Origin of the sequence: Burkholderia sp. Tr-20390 (assembly GCF_017104595.1) — a bacterium.
In the GTDB taxonomy this organism is placed as follows: domain Bacteria; phylum Pseudomonadota; class Gammaproteobacteria; order Burkholderiales; family Burkholderiaceae; genus Burkholderia.
Map to the genome: position 1 here is coordinate 1 of NZ_JAAGPC010000123.1, position 25281 is coordinate 25281.

The 25281-nt window shown below is 66.6% G+C and carries 24 protein-coding genes and 2 pseudogenes; 16 read left to right on the forward strand and 10 right to left on the reverse strand.

The features are described 5' to 3' along the window. Positions 1-822, forward strand: an 822-nt coding sequence (locus tag G3N98_RS27055) for an SDR family oxidoreductase (RefSeq protein ID WP_206149706.1), incomplete at its 5' end; no start/stop codon positions are given. A gap of 55 nt (positions 823-877) precedes the next feature. On the opposite strand, the gene hpaR is transcribed toward G3N98_RS27055, so the two are convergent. After that, complete coding sequence (gene hpaR, locus G3N98_RS27060) at positions 878-1318, reverse strand: homoprotocatechuate degradation operon regulator HpaR (protein ID WP_039356885.1); 441 nt, start codon at positions 1316-1318, stop codon at positions 878-880. A 152-nt stretch (positions 1319-1470) separates the two neighbouring features. Between hpaR and G3N98_RS27065 the strand changes: the two genes are divergently transcribed. The 10 genes and pseudogenes from G3N98_RS27065 to G3N98_RS27105 all read left to right on the forward strand — a co-directional run bounded on the left by G3N98_RS27065 (position 1471) and on the right by G3N98_RS27105 (position 9800). Beyond that, positions 1471-2160, forward strand: a complete 690-nt coding sequence (locus tag G3N98_RS27065) for a fumarylacetoacetate hydrolase family protein (RefSeq protein ID WP_206149707.1) — start codon at positions 1471-1473, stop codon at positions 2158-2160. Next, a complete protein-coding gene (locus tag G3N98_RS27070; protein ID WP_206149708.1) occupies positions 2157-2921 on the forward strand; it encodes a fumarylacetoacetate hydrolase family protein in 765 nt (254 codons plus the stop codon). The genes G3N98_RS27065 and G3N98_RS27070 overlap by 4 nt, the downstream gene beginning before the upstream one ends. A 22-nt stretch (positions 2922-2943) precedes the next feature. Further along, a complete protein-coding gene (gene hpaE, locus G3N98_RS27075) occupies positions 2944-4407 on the forward strand; it encodes a 5-carboxymethyl-2-hydroxymuconate semialdehyde dehydrogenase (RefSeq protein WP_206149709.1) in 1464 nt (487 codons plus the stop codon). A gap of 160 nt (positions 4408-4567) precedes the next feature. After that, positions 4568-5416, forward strand: a complete 849-nt coding sequence (gene hpaD, locus G3N98_RS27080) for a 3,4-dihydroxyphenylacetate 2,3-dioxygenase (protein WP_206149710.1) — start codon at positions 4568-4570, stop codon at positions 5414-5416. A gap of 33 nt (positions 5417-5449) precedes the next feature. Continuing rightward, complete coding sequence (locus G3N98_RS27085; RefSeq protein ID WP_206149711.1) at positions 5450-5842, forward strand: 5-carboxymethyl-2-hydroxymuconate Delta-isomerase; 393 nt, start codon at positions 5450-5452, stop codon at positions 5840-5842. 20 nt (positions 5843-5862) lie between these two features. Beyond that, positions 5863-6666, forward strand: coding sequence for a 2-oxo-hept-4-ene-1,7-dioate hydratase (hpaH, locus tag G3N98_RS27090; protein WP_089427639.1), 804 nt, complete (start codon positions 5863-5865; stop codon positions 6664-6666). 12 nt (positions 6667-6678) lie between these two features. After that, positions 6679-7485 (forward strand): 4-hydroxy-2-oxoheptanedioate aldolase, encoded by an 807-nt coding sequence (gene hpaI, locus G3N98_RS27095; protein ID WP_206149713.1) that lies wholly within the window; start codon positions 6679-6681, stop codon positions 7483-7485. Between the two features lie 31 nt (positions 7486-7516). Further along, positions 7517-7909, forward strand: a pseudogene (locus G3N98_RS39930) (DNA-binding protein). Between the two features lie 203 nt (positions 7910-8112). Next, complete coding sequence (locus G3N98_RS27100) at positions 8113-9303, forward strand: DUF6402 family protein (protein ID WP_206149714.1); 1191 nt, start codon at positions 8113-8115, stop codon at positions 9301-9303. Continuing rightward, positions 9300-9800: a hypothetical protein gene (locus tag G3N98_RS27105; protein WP_241026098.1), complete on the forward strand. Its 501-nt coding sequence runs from the start codon at positions 9300-9302 to the stop codon at positions 9798-9800. The genes G3N98_RS27100 and G3N98_RS27105 overlap by 4 nt, the downstream gene beginning before the upstream one ends. Before the next feature lie 309 nt (positions 9801-10109). On the opposite strand, the gene G3N98_RS27110 is transcribed toward G3N98_RS27105, so the two are convergent. After that, positions 10110-10907 carry a helix-turn-helix transcriptional regulator gene (locus tag G3N98_RS27110; protein WP_206149716.1) on the reverse strand — a complete coding sequence of 266 codons (798 nt, stop codon included), beginning with the start codon at positions 10905-10907 and terminating at the stop codon, positions 10110-10112. A gap of 95 nt (positions 10908-11002) precedes the next feature. Between G3N98_RS27110 and G3N98_RS27115 the strand changes: the two genes are divergently transcribed. Together G3N98_RS27115 and G3N98_RS27120 are read left to right on the forward strand one after the other, a co-directional pair. Continuing rightward, positions 11003-11254: a hypothetical protein gene (locus tag G3N98_RS27115; RefSeq protein WP_206149718.1), complete on the forward strand. Its 252-nt coding sequence runs from the start codon at positions 11003-11005 to the stop codon at positions 11252-11254. A gap of 46 nt (positions 11255-11300) precedes the next feature. Further along, a complete protein-coding gene (locus G3N98_RS27120; protein WP_206149720.1) occupies positions 11301-12266 on the forward strand; it encodes a zinc-binding alcohol dehydrogenase family protein in 966 nt (321 codons plus the stop codon). 187 nt (positions 12267-12453) lie between these two features. Here the strand turns inward: G3N98_RS27120 and G3N98_RS27125 are convergent, their stop codons facing one another. The 5 genes from G3N98_RS27125 to G3N98_RS27145 all read right to left on the reverse strand — a co-directional run bounded on the left by G3N98_RS27125 (position 12454) and on the right by G3N98_RS27145 (position 19425). Further along, on the reverse strand, positions 12454-13545 hold the full coding sequence (locus tag G3N98_RS27125) for a porin (protein WP_206149722.1): 1092 nt from the start codon (positions 13543-13545) through the stop codon (positions 12454-12456). Between the two features lie 129 nt (positions 13546-13674). After that, on the reverse strand, positions 13675-14742 hold the full coding sequence (locus G3N98_RS27130) for an ABC transporter ATP-binding protein (RefSeq protein ID WP_089458085.1): 1068 nt from the start codon (positions 14740-14742) through the stop codon (positions 13675-13677). Further along, on the reverse strand, positions 14735-16507 hold the full coding sequence (locus G3N98_RS27135; RefSeq protein WP_175239325.1) for an iron ABC transporter permease: 1773 nt from the start codon (positions 16505-16507) through the stop codon (positions 14735-14737). Before G3N98_RS27135 ends, G3N98_RS27130 begins: the two co-directional genes overlap by 8 nt. Positions 16508-16619: 112 nt before the next feature. Further along, on the reverse strand, positions 16620-17720 hold the full coding sequence (locus tag G3N98_RS27140; protein WP_089427630.1) for an ABC transporter substrate-binding protein: 1101 nt from the start codon (positions 17718-17720) through the stop codon (positions 16620-16622). Positions 17721-17937: 217 nt separating this feature from the next. Then, positions 17938-19425, reverse strand: coding sequence for a PLP-dependent aminotransferase family protein (locus G3N98_RS27145; RefSeq protein ID WP_206149724.1), 1488 nt, complete (start codon positions 19423-19425; stop codon positions 17938-17940). 102 nt (positions 19426-19527) lie between these two features. On the opposite strand from G3N98_RS27145, the gene G3N98_RS27150 reads away from it, so the two are divergent. From G3N98_RS27150 to G3N98_RS27160, 3 genes are all read left to right on the forward strand, one after another. Then, positions 19528-20766 carry a multidrug effflux MFS transporter gene (locus G3N98_RS27150; protein ID WP_206149725.1) on the forward strand — a complete coding sequence of 413 codons (1239 nt, stop codon included), beginning with the start codon at positions 19528-19530 and terminating at the stop codon, positions 20764-20766. A gap of 125 nt (positions 20767-20891) precedes the next feature. Beyond that, positions 20892-21572, forward strand: coding sequence for a response regulator (locus G3N98_RS27155; protein ID WP_089432599.1), 681 nt, complete (start codon positions 20892-20894; stop codon positions 21570-21572). A gap of 181 nt (positions 21573-21753) precedes the next feature. After that, positions 21754-23172 carry a sensor histidine kinase gene (locus G3N98_RS27160; protein WP_206149727.1) on the forward strand — a complete coding sequence of 473 codons (1419 nt, stop codon included), beginning with the start codon at positions 21754-21756 and terminating at the stop codon, positions 23170-23172. 83 nt (positions 23173-23255) lie between these two features. Here the strand turns inward: G3N98_RS27160 and G3N98_RS27165 are convergent, their stop codons facing one another. The 3 genes and pseudogenes from G3N98_RS27165 to G3N98_RS39935 form a co-directional block, all read right to left on the reverse strand. Continuing rightward, positions 23256-24122: an MOSC N-terminal beta barrel domain-containing protein gene (locus tag G3N98_RS27165; RefSeq protein ID WP_206149729.1), complete on the reverse strand. Its 867-nt coding sequence runs from the start codon at positions 24120-24122 to the stop codon at positions 23256-23258. Positions 24123-24210: 88 nt separating this feature from the next. Continuing rightward, complete coding sequence (locus G3N98_RS27170) at positions 24211-25164, reverse strand: ABC transporter substrate-binding protein (protein ID WP_206149731.1); 954 nt, start codon at positions 25162-25164, stop codon at positions 24211-24213. Between the two features lie 37 nt (positions 25165-25201). Then, positions 25202-25281, reverse strand: a pseudogene (locus G3N98_RS39935) (cytochrome C); the annotation flags it as partial.

Consider the following 25281-nt stretch of genomic DNA (forward strand, 5'->3'; position numbering starts at 1 on the left):
GGCGCGCACCTGCGCGCCGACATCGCCGATGCGGTGCGCTTCGCCGAGCGCTTCGCCCGGGCGCCGCGCCTGCAGCGCTTCGTGTACGTCGGCACGGCCTATGCGCATGCGGGCCGCGGCGGGATCGTGCAGGAAGAGGCCGCGGCCGCTGCGGCGAACGACGTCGCGCGCGACGAAGAAGGCCTGCCGGGCGCGGTGCTCGCGGCGGACTACCTGCATGCGAAGGCCGAGACCGAGCAGCGGCTGCGGGCGCTCGGGCTGCCGCTCGTCGTGGTGCGGCCGTCGCATGTGGTCGGCCACACGGTGCTCGGTACGCGGCCCGCGCCGAATTCGTTCTGGATGTTCCGGCTCGCGCATGCCGCGCGCCGCTTCACCGCGCGGCCGATGACGCGCATCGACATCGTGTCGGTGGACGACGTGGCGCGTGCGACGATGCTGCTGGCCGTCAAGCCGACGCTCGCGCACGACCTGTATCACGTGTCGGCCGGCGACGAGGCGCCGCAGGTCGCGCAGATCGTGCGTGCGATGGACGAGGCGGCGGGGATGACGGGCGCGCCGCGCTACGCGGCATGTGCGCCGGCCGAGTTGCCGCTCGTGGTGCGCGATGTGCTGGGGCGGACCGATCCGGCACTCGAACGCGTGATCGGCCGGGCACTGCAGCGCTGCGGGGAATTCGCGACGGTCGATCGCGTGTTCGACAACCGCCGCGTGCGCGACGAAATCGATTTCGAGCCGCTGCCGTTCATCGATTACGTCGAGGAATGCATGCGCACGTCGCGCGGCGTGGCCGTGACCGAGCTGATCCGCGGCACGGTGCACTGATCACCCGCGCCGCACCGGCGCCCGTTCCCGCGGTTGGCGGGAACGGGCGCCGTTTTCACGTGTTGCCGCCGAGCTCGATGAGCCGGTCGAGCGCGCGGTAGATGTCTTCGAGGCCGTCCTGGCCGAACCGCGATTCGAGCTGCCGGTACTGCTCGTCGATCCGCGGACCGATTTCCGTGACCAGTTTCCTGCTTTGCGGTGTCAGGCTGACCAGCAACCGGCGCTGATCTTCCTGCGCGCGCGTGCGCGTGATCAGGCCGTCGCGCTCCATCCGTTCCAGCACGCCGGTCAGGCTCGGGCTCAGGATGCAGCAGCGCCGCGCGATCTGTCCCGCTTCGAGCGCCTGCGCCGGTTCGCCGTCGAGCACGCGGATGATCCGCCATTGCTGTTCGGTCAGCGCGAATTCCTTGAGAATGGGGCGAAACAGACCCATCAGCGTTTCGCGGGCCTCGAGCAGCAGCATGGCCAGGTTGCGGTGGTCGAGCGTACGGTTCATCGGGGAGAGCAGAGGACGGGGACGCATCAATCTTAACAGCCGCGGGTAGTGAATTTCGCCTATCAGGGTAATCGAGGTTGCCAGCGTTCGATTGTTTACTTAAGATATTAACTATTGACGATGCGCCGCGACGCGCGGCAGGGGAATGACGCATGGAGCTGTCTTGCACGACCGCCGCGGCGCCGCCGTTGCCGGTCGCCATCGGTACCGTCTACGGTGCGCTGCTCAACGAGCGAGCGGCGCTCGACGCGCTCGGCGATGCCGTGAATGCACCGCCTTACGGCCGCCCGCCGCAGGCGCCGATCCTGTACATCAAGCCCGCCAACACGCATGCGAGCGACGGCGCGGCCGTCGTCGTGCCGGCCGGTGTCGACGCGCTGGAGGTCGGTGCGTCGGTGGCCGTCGTGTTTGCTCGCCGCGCGACGCGCGTGCCGGCCGAACGGGCGCTTGACTATGTGCACGGCTTCACGCTCGCAAGCGATGTGTCGGTGCCGCATCCCGATTACTACCGTCCGGCCGTGCGCTTCAAATGCCGCGATGGTTTCTGCCCGCTGGGCCCGGCCATCGTGCCGGCGTCTGCGCTGGGCGATGTCGACGCGATCGGCCTGACCGTGCGGATCGATGGCGACGTAGCCGTGTCTGCCTCGACGGCCACGCTGATTCGGCCCGTGCGCGAGCTGATCGCCGACGTGACGGCCTTCATGTCCTTCGACGCGGGCGATGTCCTGCTGCTCGGCGTTGCCGGCGGCGCACCGCGCGCCCGCGCGGGCAGCACGATCGAGATTTCGGCCGCCGGCATCGGCACGTTGCGGCACACGCTGATTGCGGAGGAAGCACGATGAAAACCGCACGCGTGATCTACAACGGCGCACTGCATGCGGCCGAACCAGCAGGCGACGGTGCGATCCGCCTCGATACGGGGCGAACCGTCGCGGAAGAGGCGGTCGAATGGCTGCCGCCCGTCGCGCCGCGCACGACGTTCGCGCTCGGCCTCAACTACGCCGACCACGCGAAGGAACTCGCGTTCAAGGCGCCGAGCGAGCCGCTCATCTTCCTGAAGGGGCCGAACACGTTCATCGGCCACCGGTCGCGCACCGTGCGCCCGGCGGATGCCACCCACATGCATTACGAGTGCGAGCTGGCCGTCGTGATCGGCCGGCCCGCGCGCAACGTGAGCCGCGCGCAGGCGCTCGATTACGTGGCCGGCTATACGGTCGCGAACGATTACGCAATCCGCGACTATCTCGAGAACTACTACCGCCCGAACCTGCGCGTGAAGAACCGCGACACCTGCACGCCGCTCGGGCCGTGGTTCGTCAGCCGTGACGAGATCGGCGATGCGGGCGACCTGACGCTGCGCACGACGGTGAACGGCCAGGAGACGCAGCGCGGCAGCACGCGCGACATGATCTTCGACGTGCCGGCGCTGATCGAGCACATCAGCGGCTTCATGACGCTCTCGCCGGGCGACCTGATCCTGACCGGCACGCCCGAGGGGCTGGCGGACACGAAGCCGGGCGACGAGGTCGTGACCGAGATCGAAGGGATTGGCCGGCTCGTGAACACGATCGTCGGCGAAGCAGACTACTATCGCGCCGGCTGAGCCCGTCGCCCAAGGAGAGAGCATGACCATCAAGCACTGGATCGACGGCCGCGAAGTCGCGAGCCGCGAGACGTTCACGACGCTGAATCCCGCGACGGGCGAGGTCATCACCGACGTCGCATCGGGCGGCGAGGCCGAAGTCGACGCGGCCGTGCGCGCCGCCAAGGAAGCGTTCCCGAAATGGGCGAACACGCCCGCCAAGGAGCGCGCGAAGCTGATGCGCAAGCTTGGCGAGCTGATCGAGAAGAACGTGCCGATGCTCGCGGCGCTGGAGACGCAGGACACCGGCCTGCCGATCGCGCAGACGAGCAAGCAGCTGATTCCGCGCGCGTCGGAGAACTTCAACTTCTTCGCGGAAGTGTGCGTGCAGATGAACGGCCGCACCTATCCCGTCGACGACCAGATGCTGAACTACACGCTGTACCAGCCGGTCGGCGTGTGTGCGCTGGTGTCGCCGTGGAACGTGCCGTTCATGACCGCGACGTGGAAGACGGCGCCGTGCCTCGCGCTCGGCAACACGGCCGTGCTGAAGATGTCGGAACTGTCGCCGCTGACGGCCGACCAGCTCGGCCGCCTTGCGCTCGAAGCCGGTATCCCGCCGGGCGTGCTGAACGTCGTGCAGGGCTATGGCGCGACGGCCGGCGATGCACTCGTGCGCCATCCGGACGTGCGCGCGGTGTCGTTCACCGGCGGCACGGTCACCGGCAAGCGGATCATGGAGCGTGCCGGTCTCAAGAAGTATTCGATGGAACTTGGCGGCAAGTCGCCGGTGCTGATCTTCGACGATGCCGATTTCGACCGCGCGCTCGACGCGTCGCTGTTCACGATTTTCTCGATCAACGGCGAACGCTGCACGGCCGGCTCGCGGATCTTCGTGCAGCGCACGATCTACGACCGCTTCGTGCAGGAATTCGCGCGTCGCGCGAACAACCTGGTGGTCGGCGATCCGTCTGATCCCGCCACGAACCTCGGCGCGATGATCACGCGCCAGCACTGGGAGAAGGTGACGGGCTATATCCGCATCGGCGAGCAGGAAGGCGCGCGCGTGGTCGCGGGCGGCGCGGACAAGCCGGCGGGCCTGCCCGACCATCTGCGCAACGGCAACTTCGTGCGGCCGACCGTGCTGGCCGACGTCGACAACCGGATGCGCGTCGCGCAGGAGGAGATATTCGGGCCGGTCGCATGCCTGATTCCGTTCGAGGACGAGGCGGAAGGGCTGCGGCTCGCGAACGACACGTCGTACGGGCTTGCCTCGTACATCTGGACGCAGGATGTCGGCAAGGTGCATCGCCTCGCACGCGGCATCGAGGCCGGGATGGTGTTCGTGAACAGCCAGAACGTGCGCGACCTGCGCCAGCCGTTCGGCGGCGTGAAGGAGTCGGGCACCGGACGAGAGGGCGGCGAATACAGTTTCGAGGTGTTCGCGGAGATCAAGAACGTGTGCATCTCGATGGGTTCGCACCACATTCCGCGCTGGGGCGTGTGACGGGCGCGGGTGGTATGGCAGCACAAATGATTCCTTGGCCGGCACGCCGGCCGAGCATGGGGCCGGAGTAAGCGCTAAAGCGCTAACTCCGGCCGACCGCGAAGCATGGGGTTGGAGTAAGCGCTAAAGCGCTAACTCCAACCGACAGGAGACTTGAACGATGGGCAAACTGTCCCTCGCCGCGAAAATCACGCACGTGCCGTCGATGTACCTGTCGGAAATGCCCGGCAGGCATCACGGCTGCCGCGAAGCGGCGATCCGCGGCCATCAACTGATCGGCGAGCGCTGTCGCGCGCTCGGCGTCGACACGATCGTCGTGTCGGACGTGCACTGGCTCGTCAACGCCGGCTATCACGTGAACTGCAATGCGCAGTTCGCGGGCACGTACACGAGCAACGAGCTGCCGCATTTCATCCGCGACATGCAGTACGCGTATCCAGGCAACCCGGCGCTCGGCCGGCTGATCGCCGAGACGGCCACCGAGCGCGGGATCGCGACGCGCGCGCACGAGATCGACAGCCTCGAACTCGAATACGGCACGCTGGTGCCGATGCGCTACATGAACGCCGACCAGCACTTCAAGGTCGTGTCGATCGCCGGCTGGTGCATGTGGCATCAGCTCGACGAAAGCCGGCGCTTCGGCGAGGCGCTGCTCGAAGCGATCGAGAAGAGCGACTCGAACGTCGCGTTCCTCGCGAGCGGGTCGCTGTCGCACCGCTTCAACGACAACGGCAGTCCCGAGGAATCGATCCACGAGATCAGCCGCGAATTCTTCCGGCAGGTCGACCTGCGCGTGGTCGAGCTGTGGAAGCAGGGGGACTTCAAGACCTTCTGCGCGATGCTGCCCGAGTACAACACGCATTGCCACGGCGAAGGCGGGATGCACGACACCGCGATGCTGCTCGGCTTGCTCGGCTGGGATCGCTACGACAAGCCCGTCGAGATCGTCACCGACTATTTCGCGAGTTCGGGCACCGGGCAGATCAATGCGATCTTTCCGCTCGCCTGAGCGCTGCGCCACGCCTTCGACAGGAGACCCGCCATGCCCCATATCGTCGTCGAATACACCGCGAACATCCGCGACGACGCGCGCATTCCCGCGCTGCTGCGCACGATCAACGCCACGCTGATCGCACAGGGCGCCGTGTTCCCGACGGGCGGCATCCGCTCGCGCGCGATCGAGCTGCAGGACTATTGCGTGGCCGACGGCACGGAGGACGACGCGTTCGTCCACGTGACGCTCAAGATCGGCTCGGGCCGTACCGACGAGCAGAAAAAGGCCGCGTGCGACGCACTGTTCGACGCGATCAACGCGCATTTCGCGGAGTTGTACGCGAAACGCTACCTGGCGCTGTCGATGGAACTGACAGAGTTCAGCGAAAGCGGCTCGTACAAGCACAACAACATCCATGCCCGCTACAAGCGGGCAGGCTGAACCCCATTCCCGATCCGACCATGCTCGAACCCGCCATCATCGACCAGCTCGCGCAGCGTCTGCACGACGCCGAGCGTGAGCGCAAGCAGATCCGCCAGATCTCGCTCGACCATCCCGACATCACGATCGACGACGCGTACGCGATCCAGCGCACGTGGGTCGCCCTCAAGCTCGCGGAAGGCCGCACGCTGAAGGGCCACAAGATCGGCCTGACGTCGAAGGCGATGCAGAACACGTCGCAGATCGACGAGCCCGACTACGGCGCGCTGCTCGACGACATGTTCTTCGCCGACGGCGGCACGATTCCCACCGGCCGCTTCATCGTGCCGCGCGTCGAGGTCGAGCTCGCGTTCGTGCTCGGCAAGCGGCTCACCGGCCCGGACTGCACGATCTTCGACGTGTACGACGCAGTCGACTATGTGGTGCCGGCGCTCGAGATCATCGACGCGCGCAGCCAGTCGATCGACCCCGACACGAAGCGGCCGCGCAAGGTGTTCGACACGATCGCCGACAACGCGGCGAACGCGGGCGTCGTGATCGGCGGGCGGCCGGTGAAACCGCAGGACGTCGACCTGCGCTGGGTCGCGGCAATCATGTCGCGTAATGGCGTGGTCGAGGAAACGGGCGTCGCGGCCGGCGTGCTGAACCATCCGGCGAACGGCGTCGCGTGGCTCGCGAACCGGCTGGCGCGCTTCGATGTCGCGCTGGAGCCGGGGCAGATCGTGCTCGGCGGCTCGTTCACGCGGCCGTGCGCGGCGCGGCCGGGCGATACGTTCAGCGTCGACTACGGCCCGCTCGGGACGATCCAGTGCTACTTCGAGTGAGGTGAGCAAGCGATGCAGATTCCTTCGAATGTCTTCAAGGCCGCGCTGGCACGCGGCGACGCGCAGATCGGGCTGTGGCTCGGGCTCGCGAATCCGTACAGCGCCGAGGTGGTCGCGGGCGCCGGTTTCGACTGGCTGCTGATCGACGGCGAGCATGCGCCGAACACGGTGCCGACGATCCTCGCGCAACTGCAGGCGATCGCGCCGTATCCATCGCATCCGGTCGTGCGCGTGCCGTGGAACGATCCGGTGATCGTCAAGCAGGTACTCGACCTCGGCGCGCAAACGTTGCTCGTGCCGATGGTGCAGAGCGCCGACGAGGCGCGCGCGGCGGTGGCGGCGACGCGTTATCCGCCGCACGGGATTCGTGGCGTCGGCAGCGCGCTGGCGCGTGCGTCACGGTGGAATCGCGTCGGTGACTACCTGCATCGCGCGAACGACGAGATGGCCGTGCTCGTGCAGGTCGAGACGCGGGCGGGGCTCGACGCGATCGATGCGATTGCGCGGGTCGAAGGTGTGGACGGCGTGTTCATCGGGCCGGCGGATCTCGCGGCCGATCTCGGGCATCTCGGCAATCCGGCGCATCCGGATGTGCAGGCGGCAATTGACGGCGCGATCCGGACGATCAAGGCGGCCGGCAAGGCGCCGGGGATTCTGAGCGCCGACGAGGCGGCTGCGCGGCGCTATCTGGAGGCGGGGGCGTTGTTCGTCGCGGTCGGTGTCGATACGACGCTGCTGGCGAGGAGTGCGGAGCGGTTGGCTGCGCAGTTCAAGGGGACGGGGGAAGCGGCCGTGAAGAAGGGGGATGGGACGTATTGAGCCAAGCAGGATCTTGCCTGTCGAGCGCGGGATGCAGGCGACTGACGAAAGGCCGCGCATGCCGGCGGCTTATCTCGCAACGCGAACCGATTTGCAGCCCCTTCAAATCTTCGACGACAGACTCGCGCGCATCCGGTTGAGCTTCTGACGCCTGCTTTGGGTCTTTGGGTGAACATCCTCGCGGAGTTGGCCGACCGTAACGCGGTCAAGGTGTACCCATTCATGCGGAATTGACGACCCAGGAAGCGGCAAAATTTCTCAATGCTTCTCATCCCCACCCGGTCACGCTGCTTGAACCGGATGCGTTGCCATAGTCAAGCATCGGCGCATACGCTTTTCCGATTTGATGCATTACAAGGCAGAGCGCGGTCAGGCGAGTGCCGACTCAAGGTGGGCTCAGGTGTTGCGGATGGTCTACGAATGACGAGTTCGCCGTTTGCAGTTGTCTACAATGGTCGGGAAGGATTTCGTTCGACTATCTGGTCCGTCACAGGCAAGCGCGACAAGTGCTTCTACAAGTTTGTTGTGACTCGCTCGATGGGGCACTGTTGATTAGTGGTGGTGCGCGGCATTGTTGGGTTTCGTGCGGCATTGTAAGGTCGACGACTCTACAATCCGAGTGAAAGCATGACGCGCTATAACAATAGGATTCCATACTTCAAGATCAACAAGCTAGTTTGGACGTGGACGCTATGTGAGGGGGACGATGCAGGCATCCCGGTGTGCGATGTCGGTTTATCAATGGCAATGGCTCCCCCAGTGAAGGCGTCACCAGTAAAGCCATCTACGCCCATCGCACGGGCGGACAAGCGGGATTCGTTCGATAAGATGGTGGACGACATCGAAAGAATTGCGGGTGCATTTTCACGCTTCAAGCAATGGTTGGATGCGCCTGATCCGCCCAAGCGACCGAAACCGGCGGAGAAGGAAAGGGAAGTGCCGCCTTTCGATATTCAGCAAATCCCAGACGCTATGCGCAAGGAGCATATGCCGGTTTCGGCGAAGCTGATGGAGCGATGGTTTTCCGGAGAGCTTAACTATTCGATCACACCAAAGGATCAGCAGAATGAGATCAACCAGAATGGCGAGCTCTACCCTGAGTCGATGGTCGATCGAACCACCATCAAACTAGATTGGGTTCTTAGGCATGCGCGTGCAAAAAAGCAATATGATTATCTCATAAATGCCGCCATATATAGTCCGCGCGCATATGAAATACTTAAGGATATTCTTGTTCGATATAGTAGTATCGGGGGCGTATCACCGTGGGAAATAAGCGGAAACGATATCCGAAAACTACACAAGAAATTCCAGTTCCAGCGAGCGGCGGTAGAGAGTTCATTTGAACAGAAAGCATTGCAGGCTGTTCGGCGGTTTCCGGAAGGTGGCGTTCCCGACGATCTTACTGGTGCATTGGGGGCGTTCAATTTTTATGCGGCAGTGGCTCGCGCTACTTTCGATGCTGAAAATAATAGCGCGACGGTTACGCATATCGTCGTATACGTGAGAGATGGTTATTCCTTTGAAGGGCCTGAGGATTCGCGGTCACAGTATCTAGGCCATTGGGGAAAAGGCGGCGTGATAATCGTGCCGATTTACGCGGCGGCGAATCTTGCGGATCAGCCCTGGTTTGATTTTCCCATCGTGGCAGGCGGCACGGCCGCGAACCTCTATGAACCCGGGAAAACGTACTATCCGGTTCGAAATCGCTCGTTCAGAGAGTGGCAAGCTAAGTACCGCCGAGGGGGAGATTTCATAATTTTTTCCGACTATAAGCCAATCATGCTGGCTAAACCAATAACGGTGTATTTTGAATGAATGGCTTGGCGACTGCTATGCAAGGGGCGGGAATTCTTGTGCTCGCGGAAATTGTGGTATTTGTAGTAATTGCATGTATTATGACGGTTGTTTTGTATGGGATGTCGCATAAAGAGGGGCGTTTCACGCGAATGAAAGCACGAATGAAGACGCTAGGTTTTGCTCTGGCATTTGTCACTTTTCTGTGCTGGGCCGGCTTTTACTATCAGGATGCGCGCATACGTGCTCATGCAACACAGTTTGATACCGAGCGATCGAGGAACGATGGGGGCCGTTACACGGCGCAATACGCGTACCTGGGAAGAGATCGGATTCTTTTGCGACTCTATCGGACATCCGACATGCGATTGCTTGCCGAGCGGACTTACGAGTATCCGGATGCCGTCCGCTTGGTGTGGACTAAGGAATCCTTGATATTCGATACTGCTGTTGATAGTGGTGGAGAGATTAAACTCCCGCCTACACATTTCGATCGATTCACGGCGATGTTGCCGTAGCTGTCGGTAATCTGGCAAAGAAGCGGTCCCGGGCCCGTGAAAGCGCTTCGTGATTTTCGTGTGTGATTAGACGCTAAAGCGTACACATTGTCGACAAGTACGTTTGCTGCGCAATCGTTCTGATTTGCTCGCGGGGCAGCTCGAGCGGACATCATGTTTGATGAATCGGGGGATGCCCAATGCAGTTATCTCGATAATCTGTACCGCCCGGGCATGGTTCAGACTTGCAAGGTGCTCAAAGCCTATCGGGAAATCCATTGGATAGCTGTTGTGCGATGAGTTGGGTCGATGCAATACGCGAATTACTCGCTATGCAGCGCCTGGAGTCGGCGGCCCAACCTCCATATACCTCCCCGGCGTCGTCCCCAACGCGCGCCGGAACATGTCGATGAACGCGCTCACGTTGTCGTACCCGAGATCGAGCGCGATCGTCGTCACCGGCACGCCGTCGGCAATGCGCTCCAGCGCCCGCAGCAGCCTGGCCTGCTGACGCCGCTGCGCGAACGTCAGCCCCGTCTCCGCGACGAAGCGGCGGCTCATCGTCCGCGCACTGATGCCCGCCCATTCGGCCCATTCCTCCAGCCGCCGGTTGTCCGCGAGATCCGCGGCAAGCGCATCGGTAATCCTGATGAGCCGCGGGTCCTGCGGCCGCGCGAGCCCCAGCGCCTCGACTTCCGACGACGCGATTTCATCGAGGATCACGTCGGCGATCCGCGTCCGAGCCGCATCCAGCGCCGAACCCTCCCAACTCGCCGCCCGCTGCACGGCCTCGCGCAGCAGCGGCGTCGTGCGGATCGCGCGCGGCGTATCCGGCAGCGCCGCGCAGCGTGCTTCGGCAACGAACGCCGACCAGCCGGAAATCGGCCCGAACGAGCGCAGCGAATGCCGGCAATGCGGCGGAATCCAGATTGCATGGATCGCCGGCACGACCCAGTCCTGATCGTCGAGACCGATCGTCAGCAGCCCGCTCAGCGCGCCGACGAGCTGGCCGCGCGCATGCGAGTGGGGCGGCGTCACGCGCGGGTCGCGTTGCGACAGGACGGCCGCGACGACGAACGGGCCGTCGTCGGACGTGACGAATCGGGCGGGCAGGAGTGGATCGGACATGGCCGGATATCGGTATCGAATGGCCGTTATACCGGAGATCGGCCGGATTCGCACGCCTACACTGGGTCCATCGATGACAACCGGAGTACGACACGATGCGAGCCGAACAGATGCTTCCCGACCATGCCGACCGGATCGAGGCCGGCGGAACGACGATCCGCAAGGGTACCGTCGGCGCGTTCCTGGTCAACGCGCGAGTGCTGACCGATCCGAACGCCGCGCCCGTCGACCGGGCGCGCGCGGAAGCCGACACGATCGACGCATTGCCCGCGTTGCGCGCACTTGGCCTGTTCGACGTGCTGGACGTACGCGATCCCGCGCTGCGCGCGTGGCTCGAAGCGCATTGACACGCGCCGGAACTGTCGATCGAGTATCCCGATTCGAGGAGTCACCATGAAAGCAGCAGTCGTGACGGGCGCCGGCGAGCGTCCCGTCCATATGGAATTCGAAGCGCCGCGCGCGATGCCGGGCCATCGCCTGATCGACGTGACGGCGTCCGCGCTGAGCCGGATCGCGCAGGGGCGGGCGTCCGGTACGCATTATTCATCGGAAGGGCGTTATCCGTTCGTCGTCGGCGTCGACGGCGTGGGACGTCTCGACGACGGGCAGCGCGTCTATTTCTTCGGCGCGCCCGCGCCGTTCGGCGCGATGGCCGAGCGCACGATCGTGCCCGATGCGCGGTGCGTGCCGTTGCCCGACGCGCTCGACGACATCACGGCCGCGGCGATCGCGATTCCCGGGATGTCGTCGTGGGCCGCGCTGACCGAGCGCGCCCGGCTCGTCGCGGGCGAGACGGTGCTCGTCAACGGCGCGACGGGTACGTCGGGGCGGCTGGCGGTGCGGATCGCGAAGCATCTCGGCGCCGCGAAGGTGATCGCGACCGGCCGCAACGCGGCCGCGTTGCAGGCATTGCTCGGTGCGGGTGCGGATGCCGTCGTGTCGCTGCAGCAGGACGACGCGCATTTGGCCCGTGCGCTCGAGCCACACTTTCGCGCAGGCGTAGACGTTGTGCTCGACTATTTGTGGGGTGCCAGCGCGCAGACGCTGCTGGTTGCTGCGGCGAAGGCAACGCCCGAAGGCCGCCGGCTGCGCTTCGTGCAGATCGGCTCGATCGGCGGTGCGGATGTGCTGTTGCCGGGCGCGGTGCTGCGCGCGACCGCGATCGAGCTGATGGGCAGCGGCCTCGGCAGTGTGTCGTTGCCGCGCCTGCTGGCCTCGGTGCGCGGCGTATTCGACGCGGCCGGGCCGGCGGGCCTGGCAATCGAGACGCGGGCAGTGCCGCTGGCGGACGTCGGCGTGCATTGGGGCGATACGAGCAGCCTCGTGCGATCGGTGTTCACGATGGGCGAGGGCAGATGAAGAAGCGCGGTGCACCGCGTGGCCGAACGCACGGCGGGCACCGTTTACGCGCGTGATCTCCTCACGCTACCGATGGGTCCGGCGAGCACGCTTCGTGCAACAACCAAGGGAACGGTGGCCCGTCGCGAGCGAACGGGCGACGCGGCGCAGCGACGCACCGCGCGCGCCGCCACCCGCCGCATCAGCCTCAGAACCGCTGCTGAATCCCGGCCGTCACCCCGACCTGCGTGGTGCCGTACCCGTTGACATCGCGCGATACACCGACCTTCTGCCCATGCTGCCCGATCGCGAACGCACCGGCTGCGTACAGCACCGTGCGCTTCGACAGAGCGTATTGCGCGCGCATCGACACGAGCGTCGGATCGGCATCCGTGCCGCCCTTGATGTTCTGGTGATACACGGCGCCGATCAGCGAGAACGTCGGCGTGAACTGATACGAGCCGCCGACCCAGTACATGTCGCTCAACTGGTTCGCGGCGCTCGTGCGATACGTGCGTTTGTAGTTGCGATAGCCGGCCATCGTCTTCAGGTTGCCGAAGTCGTAGCTCAGGCCGGCATGAACCCCCTGGATATAGTTGACCGCATCGGCCGGCGTGACGCTGTCGGCCGCGCCGTTCTGCCGGTCGAACGCGACCACCGCGGCGAACGGGCCTGTTTCGTAGCCGGCCGCGAAGTCGTATTTCGAGCTGGTCTTCATGCTGCCCGGCACGTTGCCGAAGCCGTACAACGCGCCGAACTTGAAGCCGCTGAGTTCACCGTCGTAGCGCACCGCATTCGACGAGCGCGTGAACATGCCGTCCTTGCGACCGCCGGTCGCCATCGACGATGATGCCCATGAATAGTTCTGCGAGTAACCCATCGGGTCGAACGGCATCATGTAGTCGTACGTGACGGTGAAGTTGCGGCCGAGCGTCAGTTCGCCCCATTTGCTTTTCAGGCCGACCGTCGCGCGGCGCGCGAAGATCGAGTCGGGGCCGTCGTCGGACGCGCCGTTTGCGAGGTCGATCCCGCTTTCCAGCCGGAACACCGCCTTCAGCCCGCCGCCGAGATCCTCGACGCCGCGCAAGCCCCAGCGCGACGTGTTCTTGTTGCCCGACTTGAGCTTGACGGAATTGCCGCCTTCCGGCGCCGCGTGGTTCGCGAACTCGATGCCGGCGTCCATGATCCCGTAGATCGTGACCGACGACTGCGCGTGCGCGGCCGGCACGGCGATACAGGCTGCCGCGGCCGAACCGGTGAGGACTACTGTTCGAATGGAACGTTCTACGCGTGACTTCATTTTGACGGTGTCTCCTTGGTTTTTTGGGCGGGTTGAAACAGAAAACGGGTACGCGTCGCGCCGATGCGGGGCGCGAAGGGATGTGTGCGCAAATGCATGCGCGGCGGCGCGCGGGCCGCCGCGACGGGGTCAGCCCGCTTTCGCGAACGCCCAGCAGTCGTTGGCCGGGAATTCGATCCAGTGCTTGCCCGCTGCGCGCGGCACGTGACCGAATGCGCGCAGGCGCATCTCGCCGCAATGGAACAGGTATTCCCAGCGGTCGCCGAGATACATCGACGTGACGAGGTCGGCCTGCAGCCGGTTCGCACCCGGGCCGTCGGCGACCTGCACGCGTTCGAGGCGGATCACGGCCTGCGCGTCCTGGCCCGGCGCGAACGTGTCGCGGGCGAGCGCCTGCAGTTCCCAGCCGTCGCCGGCGAGCGTCACGCGTTCGCCGTCAATGGCCGCGACGCGCGCGTCGATCCGGTTGTTGCTGCCCATGAACTCGGCCGTATACAGCGAGCGCGGCGCGCCGTACAGCTCGGCCGGCGTGCCTTCCTGCTCGATGCGGCCGTTGCGCAGCAGCAGGATGCGGTCGGACATCGCCATCGCTTCGGTCTGGTCGTGCGTCACGCACAGGGCCGACAGCCCGAGCGATACGATCAGCTCGCGCAGCCATGCGCGCGCTTCCTCGCGCAGCTTGGCGTCGAGGTTCGACAGCGGTTCGTCGAGCAGGATCACCGGCGGGTTGTAGACGAGCGCGCGCGCAATCGCGACGCGCTGCTGCTGGCCGCCCGACAGCTGATGCGGGAAGCGTTCCGCGAGATGGCCGAGGCCGAGCTGGTCGAGCGCGGACTGCACGCGGCGCTTCTGTTCGGCCGGTGCGACGCGGCGCAGCTTGAGCCCGTAACCGACGTTGTCGGCGACGGTACGGTGCGGCCACAGCGCGTACGACTGGAACACGAGCCCGAGCGAGCGCTGCTCGACGGGCAGGTCGACGCGTTGCGCGCCGTCGAAGAACACGCGGTCGTCGAGCTGGATGCGGCCGTCGGACGGCTGTTCGAGGCCGGCCACCGCGCGCAGCAGCGTGGTCTTGCCGCTGCCCGACGCGCCGAGCAGGCACACGACTTCGCCGGCCTTCAGTTCGAACGACACGCCCTTGAGGATCGGATTGGTGCCGTAGCTGAGGTGCAGGTCGTCGACGATGAGCTTATCCATGAAGTTTCACTCCGAAACGCAGGGCCACGCCGAGACCGGCGCCGACCATCGCAATGTTGATGACAGAAAGCGCGGCGACCTGGTCGACGGCGCCGGTCGCCCACAGCGACACGAGCAGCGCGCCGATCACTTCGGTGCCGGGCGACAGCAGGTAGACGGCCGTCGAGTATTCGCGCTCGAAGATCATGAAGATCAGGAGCCACGCGGCGAGCAGGCCGAAACGCACGAGCGGCAGCGTCACGTCGAGCGACACGCGGCTGCGCGTCGCGCCGACGCTGCGGCCGGCTTCCTCGAGCTCGGGGCCGACCTGCAGCAGCGCGCTCTGGATGAGCCGCATCCCGTACGCGAGCCACACGACCGTGTACGCGATCCAGATGCTCCACATCGAGTTCTTCAGCTCGCGCAGGCCGGGGACGAACAGGAAGATCCACAGGAACGCGAGACCGGCGAGCAGGCCGGGCACCGCGCGCGGCAGCAGCACCAGGTAATCGAGCAGCTTGGTGGCCCAGTCGGGGCGGCGGTGCCCGGCGAACGCGACGAGCGAGTAGAAGCCGATCGCGAGCGCGCCGCCGATCACGCCGATGCCGAGCGTATTGACGATCGCGCGCACCAGGTTGTCCTGCTCGAACAGTTCGATGAAGTTCGACAGCGTGAGCACCTCGGCGAGCGCGACGCCTTCGCCCCAGTTGGTCACGAACGCGCGCAGCACGATACCCGAGATCGGCACGATCACGGTCAGCATCAGCCACAGCGCGACGATCGCGAGCGCGACCCAGCGCCATACGCCGAGCGGCAGCACCGTCGCGCGGCCGGCCTTGCCCTTCACGGTGACGAAGCGGTTCGCGGTCTTCAGCAGGCGGCGCTGCAGCAGCACGAGCGGGAACGTGATCGCGACGATGCACACCGCGACCGCGGCCATCAGGTGATACGACGGCACGCCGAGCTTGTTGGTCAGCTTGTACAGGTAGGTCGCGAGCACGAGGTGGCCTTCCGGATCGCCGAGCACGAGCGGCAGCCCGAACACCTCGAAGCCGAGGAAGAACACCAGCACGCCGGCGAACAGCAGCGCGGGCATCGTCATCGGCAGGCTCACGTCGAGCGCGACGCGGAACGGGCGGGCACCGGTCACGCGCGCGGCTTCCTCGACGTCCGAGCCGAGGTTGCGCAGCGCGGCCGACGAGTACAGGTACACGTGCGGCACGTGCGTGAGGCCGACGATCATGGTGATCGCGAAAACGGAGTACACGTTCCAGGGCACGCTTTGCACCCCGAACAGTGCCTTGAACCACACCGAGTAGAAGCCGACCGGGCCGGCCGCGACCACGTAGCCGAATGCGAGCACCATCGGCGACACGAACACCGGCGTGAGCAGCAGCGGTTCGAGCCAGCGGCGGCCGGGCAAGTCGGTGCGCACCATCAGGAACGCGAGGATGCCGCCGAGCGGGATCGAGATGAACAGCATCCCGCCGGCGATGATGAACGAGTTCTTCACGGCCGACCAGAAATCGGGATCGCTGAAGACGAAACGGAAGCCGTCGATGCCGAGCGTCTTGTTCGCATCGAAGAACGGCGCGGACAGCAGGCTCTGGAACAGGATGAAGCCGAGCGGCAGCGCGACCGCGATGGTCAGTACCGCGACGACGATCCAGCGCAGCATGCCGGCGAGCGGCTGCAGGCTGCTGACCGGCAGCGCGGGAATCGCATCGCGCGGGCCGGTGGCGGGCGGAACGGCAGGCACCGATCCGCGTGTGCTGGTTGAAAGCATGAGTTCGCCCCTGCGGCCATCCGGATGGCCGCCTCTAGGAAGTCGGTATGGGGAAGGGGCCGCCCGCGCGACGTGGCGGGCGGCCATTGGCCGGCCGAAGCCGGTCAGTGGATCAGCCCTTGATCGCCTGCTGCCATTGCTTCAGGAACGCGAGCCGCTTCGACTGGTCCAGATAGACGAGCAGGCCGGTGCCGATCTGGATCGGCTTCAGCGAATCGCCGAGTTCCTTCGTGAGGCCCGCGGCCGACGTTTCGCCGGTCACGTCCGTGCGGATCGCGTACAGGTTGGCCTGGTTCGCGATCAGCGTCTGGCCGCGTTTCGACAGCAGGTAGTCGACCCACAGCTTCGCGGCGTTCGGATTCTTCGCCTTCTTCGAGATGGTGGTGAGGCGGCTCACGATCTGTGTGTAGTCCTTCGGAAACACGTAGCCGATCGACTTGTCCTTCTTTGCCTTCGCGTACGCGTACGATCCGAAGATGTTGTAGCCGATCAGGTTCTCGCCCGACGAGATGCGCTCCATCATCGCGCCGGTGCTCGACTGCAGCTTCGGGCCGGTCGCGCCGATCGCCTTCACGAGTTCCCACGTGACCTTCTCGTTCAGGTGCGCGTCCTGCGTCAGCGCGTTGAAGCCGACGCCGGATTTCTCGACGTCGTACGTCGTGAGCTTGCCCTTGAACTTGTCCGGTTGCGACGCGAGCAGCTTGATCAGCTCGGCGCGCGTCTTCGGCACTTCGTTTTCCGGGATCAGGCGCTTGTTGTAGACGATCGCGAGCGGCTCGAACGTCGTGCCGTACGCCTGCTTCTGGTACTGCGCCCATTGCGGCAGGTTCGCGCTTTCGGGGGAATCGTACGACGCCATCAGGCCGTCGTTGACGAGCTTGACCTGCAGGTCCATCGCCGAGCTCCACAGCACGTCGGCGCTGGTGCTGCTCGCCGCGTTCTCGCTGATGTAGCGGTTGTACAGCTCGGTGCTGTTCATGTCGTTGTACTCGACCTTCACGCCGTACAGGCTTTCGAAGTCCTTGATCAGCGGGCGCACGAGGCCCGTGTCGGTCGTCGAGTAGACGATCAGCTTGCCTTCCTTCTTCGCGGCGTCGATGACGCCCTGGTAGCTCCCCGGATACCCGGCCGGAACCTGCGCGGCGGCGCTGCCGGCGGCAGTGCCCAGAACGACCGCCAGCGCGGCGGCGAGGTGCTTCGGTGCAAACGGCATGTCTTCCTCCAGTTACGTCCAGTGTTGTTCGAGTGGAGCGGATGTTAATTGCGGCGCACTTTCAGCCCGCTTTCATTTCTGTTCACAATCGTGTCGTTCATGTCATGGATTTCCCGAGGTCGAAGCGGCGGCGGCCGCGCGTTTTGCGGCGCGCGGCACGGTCGGGCAAGCGGGGGCGGCGGGTTGCCGCGGGGCGCGGCACCGATGACGGGCGCGGTTAGGCGGGTTGCGCGAGCAGCTTGCCGAGCAGCCGGCCGCCATGCCGCGCGTGCGCGGCCGTCAGCGCGGAATACCCGACGACGACGCCCGCTTCGCACCGGGCGCTTCGACAGAATCCGCGGATCGGCTGCAATTCGATACCGTCCGCCTGGGCTCGCGCGACATACGTGGCGTCGTCCATCCCGGGCGGCAGCCACAGCACGAAATGAAAGCCCGCGTGCTCGCCGGACACCGTGTACCGCCCGCCCGCGTGTTTCGCCAGCTGGTCGAGCACGATGTCGCGCCGCTGGCGGTACGCGTGACGCGCGGCGCGCAGATGCTTCGCAAAATCGCCGTGGCCGATGAAGCGGGCCAGCGCCAGCTGCGGCGCCACGCCGACCGAGCGCGCGGTCGCATGCCATACGGCCGACAGTGCCGGCCGCAGTTCCGCGGGCACGACCATGAAGCCGATGCGCAGCCCCGAGAACAGCGTCTTGTTGAACGAGCCGCAGTAGATCACGCGATCGCACGCGTCGAGCGATTTCAGCGCGGGCAGCGGGGCGGTCTGGTAGCTGAATTCGCCATCGTAGTCGTCCTCGATGATCCATGCGCGGGTGCGCTGCGCCCAGTCGAGCAGTTCGAGCCGGCGCGACACCGACATCGTCACGCCGAGCGGCGCCTGATGGGCGGGCGTCACGTACGCCGCGCGCGCATCGGGATAGCGGTCCAGCGATTCGGTGTCGATGCCTTCCCGATCGACCGGCACGTCGATCACGGTCGCGCCCGCGATCGTGAAGATCTGCCACGCCGACGCATAGCCGGGGTCCTCCATCAGCACCGTCGCGCCGGGCGCGAGCAGCGTGCGCGCGACGAGATCGATCGAATGGCGGATGCCGGTCGTGATGAAGATGTCGCCGGCGTCGCACGGGATGCCGCGGTATTCCCGCAGGTACGCGGCGATTTCGTCGCGCAGGCTTTCGACGCCTTGCGCCGGCGTGGCCCCGAGGTCGTGCGCGGTCGCGGCAAGCAGGCTGGCCCCGAGCGCCTTCTTCCATTGCTGCATCGGCAGCAGGCCGGGATCGGCAAGCCGCGCGACGAACGGCACGCCCGGGCGCACGCCTTGTTCCGGCGCGGGGGCTTCGGTCGTGCGTGCCGGCGCGGGGTGTGCGCCGGATGGGGGAAGGTGGCTGTCGCGCGATTGCGCCGCCGCGCGCAGATAGCTGTCCGGCACCACCGCGCATACCCGCGACCCCGACCCTTGCGTGCGGGCGATGTAGCCCTCGGAGCACAGCCGGTCGTACGCCGCTTCGACGGTCCCCCGGGCGACGCCCCAGCGCGCGGCGAGGGTGCGGCTCGACGGCAGCGGGCTGTCGCCGGGCAGCAGGCGCTTCAGGATCGCGACGCGCAACGCGTCGGCGATGCACTCCTGCTTCGACTGCGGACTGCCCGCGGACAGCCCGGCCGGGCACGGCAGATCAAGCGGAATCGCGGCTTTGCCTCGCGGCATAGTGGTCTATTCAGTCACGGATTTAATGGCCCTTCAGCTTATATCACTTTGACCTTAGATTGCTGTCGACCCCATCAATCCGACCGGAGACGAGCTCACCGCATGAAAACGCGTTCATTACCCCGGTGGGGCTGGCTGCTCCTGTTGATGCTCGTCGTGTGCCTGCCGCGGGTCACGATCGATGCGTACCTGCCGTCGCTGCCGGCGATGGCGGACGCGCTGCACGGCACCGATGCCCAGTTGCAGCTCACGCTCACCCTGTACATGGTCGGCTACGCGCTGTCGATGCTGGCGTCGGGGCCGTTGTCCGACCGTTATGGCCGCCGTCCTGTCCTGCTCGGCGGCCTGTGCCTCTACGTGGTCGCCAGCGTTGCCTGCGCGTGGTCGACCAGCGTCACGGCGATCGTCGCCGCCCGCATCTTCCAGGCGTTGGGCGGCTGCAGCGGAACGGTGATCGGGCGGGTGATCGTGCGCGAGCGCTTCCCGACCGCGATGCAGGCCACGATGCTGGGCCGCATCTCGGCCGGCATGGCGCTGTCGCCGGTGATTGCGCCGCTGGCCGGCAGTGCGGTGGCCGAATGGCTCGGCTGGCGCGGCGTGTTCGGGCTGCTGGCAGCGGGCGGGCTGGTCGCAACGGCGATGGTGCTGCGCTACCTCCCGGAGACGCGTGAACGCAACGCGCGGCCGGCGCCGGGCGCGGGGCTTCTGCGGACGTACGCGGGCCTGCTGCGCGAGCGCAGTTTCCTGCGCTACTCGCTCGCCATCAGTTTCGCGTACTGCACGTACTACCCGTTCATCGCGGAATCGTCGACGCTGTTCCAGCGGCAACGCGGCGTATCGGGCCCCGTGTATGCGGCGATCTTCGGCCTGACCGTGCTCGGCTACCTGATCGGTTCGAACCTGTTCGCGCGGATCGGCACGCGCTGGAAGGCCGATGTGGTCATCGCGGCGGCGGCGGGCGTCAACCTGGCCAGCGCCGCAGTGTTGTGGATCGGCGGTGCGATCGCGCCGACGGCGGTCGCGGCGCTGGTCGTCCCGATGTTCTTCGTGATGATCGCCGTCGGCATCGCGATTCCGGCCTGCCAGTTCGCGGTGATGCAGCCGTACACGACGATCGCGGGGACGGCGTCCGGGCTGTTCTTCTTTATCCAGATGGCGATCACGGCCGCGTGCGGCGGCGTGCTGGCATGGCTGTCGGACGGCACCGCGCGCCCGATGATCGTCGTCACGGCCGGTGCGAGCGTCGCGTTCCTGGCGGTCGCGGTCGGCCTGCGCGAGCGGCGGCGGGCAGGCGAAAGTTCGCGCTTCGCGACGCGCAACCGGCCCGCCGCCGAGCGCTGAGCGACGGTCGGCCGGTCCGGCCGACGTGCGCCCGAGCCGACGGCGCAACCCGTGTTTCCGCGAGGCGTCGCGATGGAAAGGATCATGTAATGTAGCGGCCTGTCGCTGACCTTACCGGAATCCCCATGCGTGTGCTGCTCGTCGAAGACAATCCGAACCTCGCCCAGTCGCTGAACGATGCGCTAAGCGCGGCGCGCTTCGCGGTCGACCACATGGCGGACGGCGAGGCGGCCGACCACGTGCTGCGCACGCAGGATTACGCGCTGGTGATTCTCGATCTCGGGCTGCCGAAGCTCGACGGGCTGGAAGTGCTGCGGCGGCTGCGCGCGCGCCGCAATCCGGTGCCGGTGCTGATCCTGACCGCGCATGGCTCGGTCGAGGATCGCGTGAAGGGGCTCGATCTCGGCGCCGACGACTACCTCGCGAAGCCGTTCGAACTGACCGAACTGGAGGCGCGCGCCCGCGCGCTGATCCGCCGCAGCCTCGGCCACGAGCATTCGCGGGTCGAATGCGGGCCGCTTTCGTATGACAGTATCGACCGCAGCTTCCATCTCGCGGGCGAGCCGCTGCCGCTCACGCCGCGCGAGCGTTCGGTGCTCGAGGTGCTGATCCTGCGCAACGGCCGCGCGATCAACAAGGAAACGCTGTCGGAGAAGATCTTCGGGCTCGACGAGTCGGTGAACGCCGATGCGATCGAGATCTACGTGTACCGGCTGCGCAAGAAGCTCGAGAACGCAGGAGTCGCGATCGTCACGCTGCGCGGGCTCGGTTATCTGCTGGAAGCGAAGGCGGAGACAGCTGAATGAACCGCCGCCGCGCTCACGATCTTTGCGCGGAACGGGTGGGCGCGTTGACGCGCCATGCCGGATCGACACGTTCACGGCCCGCCAACGACACGCACGCCATTCACGGCCGACCGCGCGGGCGCGGAGCGGCGCGCCGTGCATGCGCCGCCGTGTCCCTTTGGGCGGCCTGGCGGGGGGGCGAGTGACCCGCCCGAACCTGCGCGCGCAGGTCGCGCTGTGGTTGCTGCTGCCGCTGCTCGGCCTGCTCGCGCTCGACTCGTGGCTCACGTACCAGCGCGCGATGAGCGCCGCGCACGTCGCGTTCGACCGCACGCTGTCGTCGTCGCTGAAGTCGATCCGCGAAGGCGTGCGGCTCAACGACGGCGAGATCGAGGTCGACCTGCCGTATCTCGCGCTCGAAATGCTCGAGTCCAGCGACGGCGGCAAGGTCTACTACCTGATCCGCGAGGACAACGGCCACACGATCACCGGCTACCCGGACCTGCCGCTGCCGCAAGGGCGCGACGCAGGCGACGGCGCGCTGTTCGTCACGCGCTACTACGACGTCGTCTATCGCGGCGAGCAGCTGCGGATGGCCGCGCTGCGCATCCCGGTGCACGACGTGCCGACCGCGCAGTCGCGCATCGTGTGGGTGATGGTCGGCGAGACGATCGAGGCGCGCCAGGCGCTCGCGCGCGAGATCCTGGTGGGGTCGCTGCTGCAGGAAGGATTGCTCGTCGTGCTGGCGCTCGGCATCGTGTGGCTCGGCGTCGGGCGCGGGCTGCGGCCGCTGAACCGGCTGTCGGCGACGGTCGCCGCGCGCAGCGAGGACGATACGACGCCGCTCGATACCGGCGCGGTGCCGAGCGAACTCGCGCCGCTCGTCGAGTCGATCAACCAGTACATCGGCCGCACGCAGCGGATGCAGGTCGCGCGGCGCCGCTTCTTCGCGGACGCGGCCCATCAACTGAAGACGCCGCTCGCGGCCGTGCAGGCGGGCGTCGAACTCGCGTTGCGGCCCGACGAGCAGCCGCGCGCGAACGGGCACCTGCGGCGTGCGAACGGGGCGGTGCGGCAGGCCGCGAAGATCGTGCAGCAACTGCTGTCGCTGTCACGGCTCGATTCGGACAGCGGCCATGCGGTCGCGCACAAGCCGGTCGCGCTGCACCGGCTCGCGCGCAGCGTGACGCTCGACTGGTCGCCGGTCGCCCGCGCACGCGACATCGATCTCGGTTTCGAGCACGAGGCCGACCTCGACGTGCACGGGCAGTCCGACCTGCTCGGCGAGATGATCGGCAACCTGATCGACAACGCGATCCGTTATGCGGGCGATCGTGCGGTGATCACGGTGCGCGTATCGCGCGACGGCGAGCACGCGCGGCTCGACGTCATCGACAACGGGCCGGGCATTCCGGCGGACGAACGCGACGCGGTGTTCGAGCGCTTCCATCGCGGCAGCAAGACGCAGACGGTCGAAGGGACGGGGCTCGGGCTGTCGATCGTGCGCGAGATCGCACGCGTGCATCAGGGCAGCGTGACGCTGGCCGATGCGGCCGGTGGCGGGCTGGTCGTGACGATCTGGCTGCCGGCGGCGAACGACGCGACGCCTCGCGCTGCGTGATGGCGATCAGCGATGCGGGAAGCGGTGGCTGTGAGCCGCGGCTTCCCGGCATTGAAAGGGGGCGAGCGGTTCGCCCGCCCGGCTCAATCGCCGAACCCGATTTCCGCTTCCAGCGACTGGCCAACCTCGAGCCACGCGCCCGCGCCCTCGACGACGATCGCATTGATGCCGAACGTCAGCTCGCCGTTGAAATTCGGGTTCGCGCGATAGGTCTGCATCGTGTCGGTCGGCTCGTGCGGCCACGCCGGATCGGGCGCGCCGGTGGCCTGGTCGATCGTCGGCATCGGGCAACGCGTGCACGGCTTCACGAGGCGCAGCCGCACGGGCGTCGCGCCTTCCGTGTCGAGGTGTTCGACGAAATCCTCTTCGAACGCGTCGAGATCCGACACGACGATATTCGGGCGGAAGCGGTTCATCGGGATCGCCGGCGCACCTTTCGCGGCGAGCCGCGCGTTCAGGTCGTCGAGCGACGACTGGCCGATCACGAGCAGCGGGTAACCGTCCGCGAACTGCGTGTGCGTATCGATCTCGCCGGTCCATGTGCGGTTGCAGCCGCGACGCGCGTCGGGCCCGAAGCGCGCGAGCTTCGTGGGCGTGCCGAGGAATTCGGTGAGCCATGCGGCCGTTTCGGCACCCGTGTCGATCGCGTCGACGGTGTCGCGCCACACGGTCGCGGCCATTTTCGGCGTGGCGGGCGATACGTCGCCGTCGAGCGGCGTGCGGATCTCGCGCATGCCCGGCGCGTTCAGCACGAGCGCCTCGCTGTCGAGCGCGGTGCGGATCAGCGCGAGGCGCGGGTGCGTGCGCTGCGTGATCATCTGCCCGGCCGGGTCGGTGATCAGCCAGTGGCGGTCGTACGCGAGGCCCGTTTCGAGCAGTTGCGCGCGCGACAACGCGATGCCGGCGCAGGATTTGATCGGGTAGACGAAGAGTTCGGCGATGGCTGGCATGACGCTGGCTGAGGGCGGATGGCGAGACTGCGATTGTGCCAGATCATGCCGAAGCCGTTTGGGCGGCTGCGCGCCGTCGCGCGGCCGGTCATGCGAGCGGGAAGCCGGACTCGAACGTTGTGCGCACGTCGAGCGGCTGGCGCAGCAGTCCGGCTTTCAGGTAGAAGTCGGCCGTGCGCTGTTGCTCCGCGACGACCGTCGCGTCGATCGGCAGCCAGCGCGTGTGGCGGCGCTCGAACTGCAGCTTCGCGGCCGCCGGCGGAATGCCGATGATGCGCGCGAGTGCGGCGGAATACGCATCGACATGGCGGTACGACCAGGTCTGCGCGCGGACGACGCGCCGCAGGAAATCGTGCAGCACGTCGCGCTTCGCCGCGATCGCCGCGTCGGTCGCCGCGAGGTAGCTGAGGCCCGACCACAGTCCGCGGCCATTGACGAGCACGCGCGCGCGGCCGCTCGTTTCGGCGAGCGCGGTATAGGGCTCCCAGGTCGCCCACGCGTCGATCGAACCGGTTGCGAGCGCAAGCATTGTGTCGGCCGGCGGCAGGAAGCGGAACGACACGGCGTCGGGCGGCAGGCCCGCTACATCGAGCGCCTTCAGCGTGACGAAATGGCCGATCGAGCCGCGCGTGGTGCCGATGCGCTTGCCCTTCAGGTCGGCCGCGCCTTTCAGCGTCGCATCGGGCTGCACGAGCACCGCCGTGCCGTACGGGTCGGAACGGTTCGCGCCGATCACCTTGATGCGTGCGCCCGACGCGAGCGCGAAGATCACCGGCGCGTCGCCGATCGGCCCGCAGTCGACGGCGGCCGCGTTCAGCGCTTCGGCGAGCGGCGCGGCGGCCGGGAACTCGGTCCACGCGATGTCGTACACCAGGCCGTTCAGTTCGCCGGCCGCTTCGAGCAGCGCGCGCAGCCCGCCTTTCTGGTCGCCGGCGCGCAGCAGCGGCCGCGTGCCCGATTGTGCGCGCAGGGCGGCCGGGGCCGCGGCGATCGTGGCGAGGGCGCTCGCTTGTGCGAGGAAATGGCGTCGGGTCGGATTCATCGTGAAGCTCGGTCGGAAGAGAAGTTCAGGGATTCAATCAATGCGGAAGCCCGGCCTGCACATCGCGTACGGGCTCCGTGTCGACGCGCAGCAGCAGCGCAGTCAGCGGATCGCCGG

What these genes read in the sequence shown, in the direction of transcription:
- hpaR (WP_039356885.1), bottom strand. Translation starts at nt 1,318, where the DNA reads ATGAACCGTACGCTCGACCACCGCAACCTGGCCATGCTGCTGCTCGAG.
- G3N98_RS27065 (WP_206149707.1), top strand. Translation starts at nt 1,471, where the DNA reads ATGGAGCTGTCTTGCACGACCGCCGCGGCGCCGCCGTTGCCGGTCGCC.
- G3N98_RS27070 (WP_206149708.1), top strand. Translation starts at nt 2,157, where the DNA reads ATGAAAACCGCACGCGTGATCTACAACGGCGCACTGCATGCGGCCGAA.
- hpaE (WP_206149709.1), top strand. Translation starts at nt 2,944, where the DNA reads ATGACCATCAAGCACTGGATCGACGGCCGCGAAGTCGCGAGCCGCGAG.
- hpaD (WP_206149710.1), top strand. Translation starts at nt 4,568, where the DNA reads ATGGGCAAACTGTCCCTCGCCGCGAAAATCACGCACGTGCCGTCGATG.
- G3N98_RS27085 (WP_206149711.1), top strand. Translation starts at nt 5,450, where the DNA reads ATGCCCCATATCGTCGTCGAATACACCGCGAACATCCGCGACGACGCG.
- hpaH (WP_089427639.1), top strand. Translation starts at nt 5,863, where the DNA reads ATGCTCGAACCCGCCATCATCGACCAGCTCGCGCAGCGTCTGCACGAC.
- hpaI (WP_206149713.1), top strand. Translation starts at nt 6,679, where the DNA reads ATGCAGATTCCTTCGAATGTCTTCAAGGCCGCGCTGGCACGCGGCGAC.
- G3N98_RS27100 (WP_206149714.1), top strand. Translation starts at nt 8,113, where the DNA reads ATGACGCGCTATAACAATAGGATTCCATACTTCAAGATCAACAAGCTA.
- G3N98_RS27105 (WP_241026098.1), top strand. Translation starts at nt 9,300, where the DNA reads ATGAATGGCTTGGCGACTGCTATGCAAGGGGCGGGAATTCTTGTGCTC.
- G3N98_RS27110 (WP_206149716.1), bottom strand. Translation starts at nt 10,907, where the DNA reads ATGTCCGATCCACTCCTGCCCGCCCGATTCGTCACGTCCGACGACGGC.
- G3N98_RS27115 (WP_206149718.1), top strand. Translation starts at nt 11,003, where the DNA reads ATGCGAGCCGAACAGATGCTTCCCGACCATGCCGACCGGATCGAGGCC.
- G3N98_RS27120 (WP_206149720.1), top strand. Translation starts at nt 11,301, where the DNA reads ATGAAAGCAGCAGTCGTGACGGGCGCCGGCGAGCGTCCCGTCCATATG.
- G3N98_RS27125 (WP_206149722.1), bottom strand. Translation starts at nt 13,545, where the DNA reads ATGAAGTCACGCGTAGAACGTTCCATTCGAACAGTAGTCCTCACCGGT.
- G3N98_RS27130 (WP_089458085.1), bottom strand. Translation starts at nt 14,742, where the DNA reads ATGGATAAGCTCATCGTCGACGACCTGCACCTCAGCTACGGCACCAAT.
- G3N98_RS27135 (WP_175239325.1), bottom strand. Translation starts at nt 16,507, where the DNA reads ATGCTTTCAACCAGCACACGCGGATCGGTGCCTGCCGTTCCGCCCGCC.
- G3N98_RS27140 (WP_089427630.1), bottom strand. Translation starts at nt 17,720, where the DNA reads ATGCCGTTTGCACCGAAGCACCTCGCCGCCGCGCTGGCGGTCGTTCTG.
- G3N98_RS27145 (WP_206149724.1), bottom strand. Translation starts at nt 19,425, where the DNA reads ATGCCGCGAGGCAAAGCCGCGATTCCGCTTGATCTGCCGTGCCCGGCC.
- G3N98_RS27150 (WP_206149725.1), top strand. Translation starts at nt 19,528, where the DNA reads ATGAAAACGCGTTCATTACCCCGGTGGGGCTGGCTGCTCCTGTTGATG.
- G3N98_RS27155 (WP_089432599.1), top strand. Translation starts at nt 20,892, where the DNA reads ATGCGTGTGCTGCTCGTCGAAGACAATCCGAACCTCGCCCAGTCGCTG.
- G3N98_RS27165 (WP_206149729.1), bottom strand. Translation starts at nt 24,122, where the DNA reads ATGCCAGCCATCGCCGAACTCTTCGTCTACCCGATCAAATCCTGCGCC.
- G3N98_RS27170 (WP_206149731.1), bottom strand. Translation starts at nt 25,164, where the DNA reads ATGAATCCGACCCGACGCCATTTCCTCGCACAAGCGAGCGCCCTCGCC.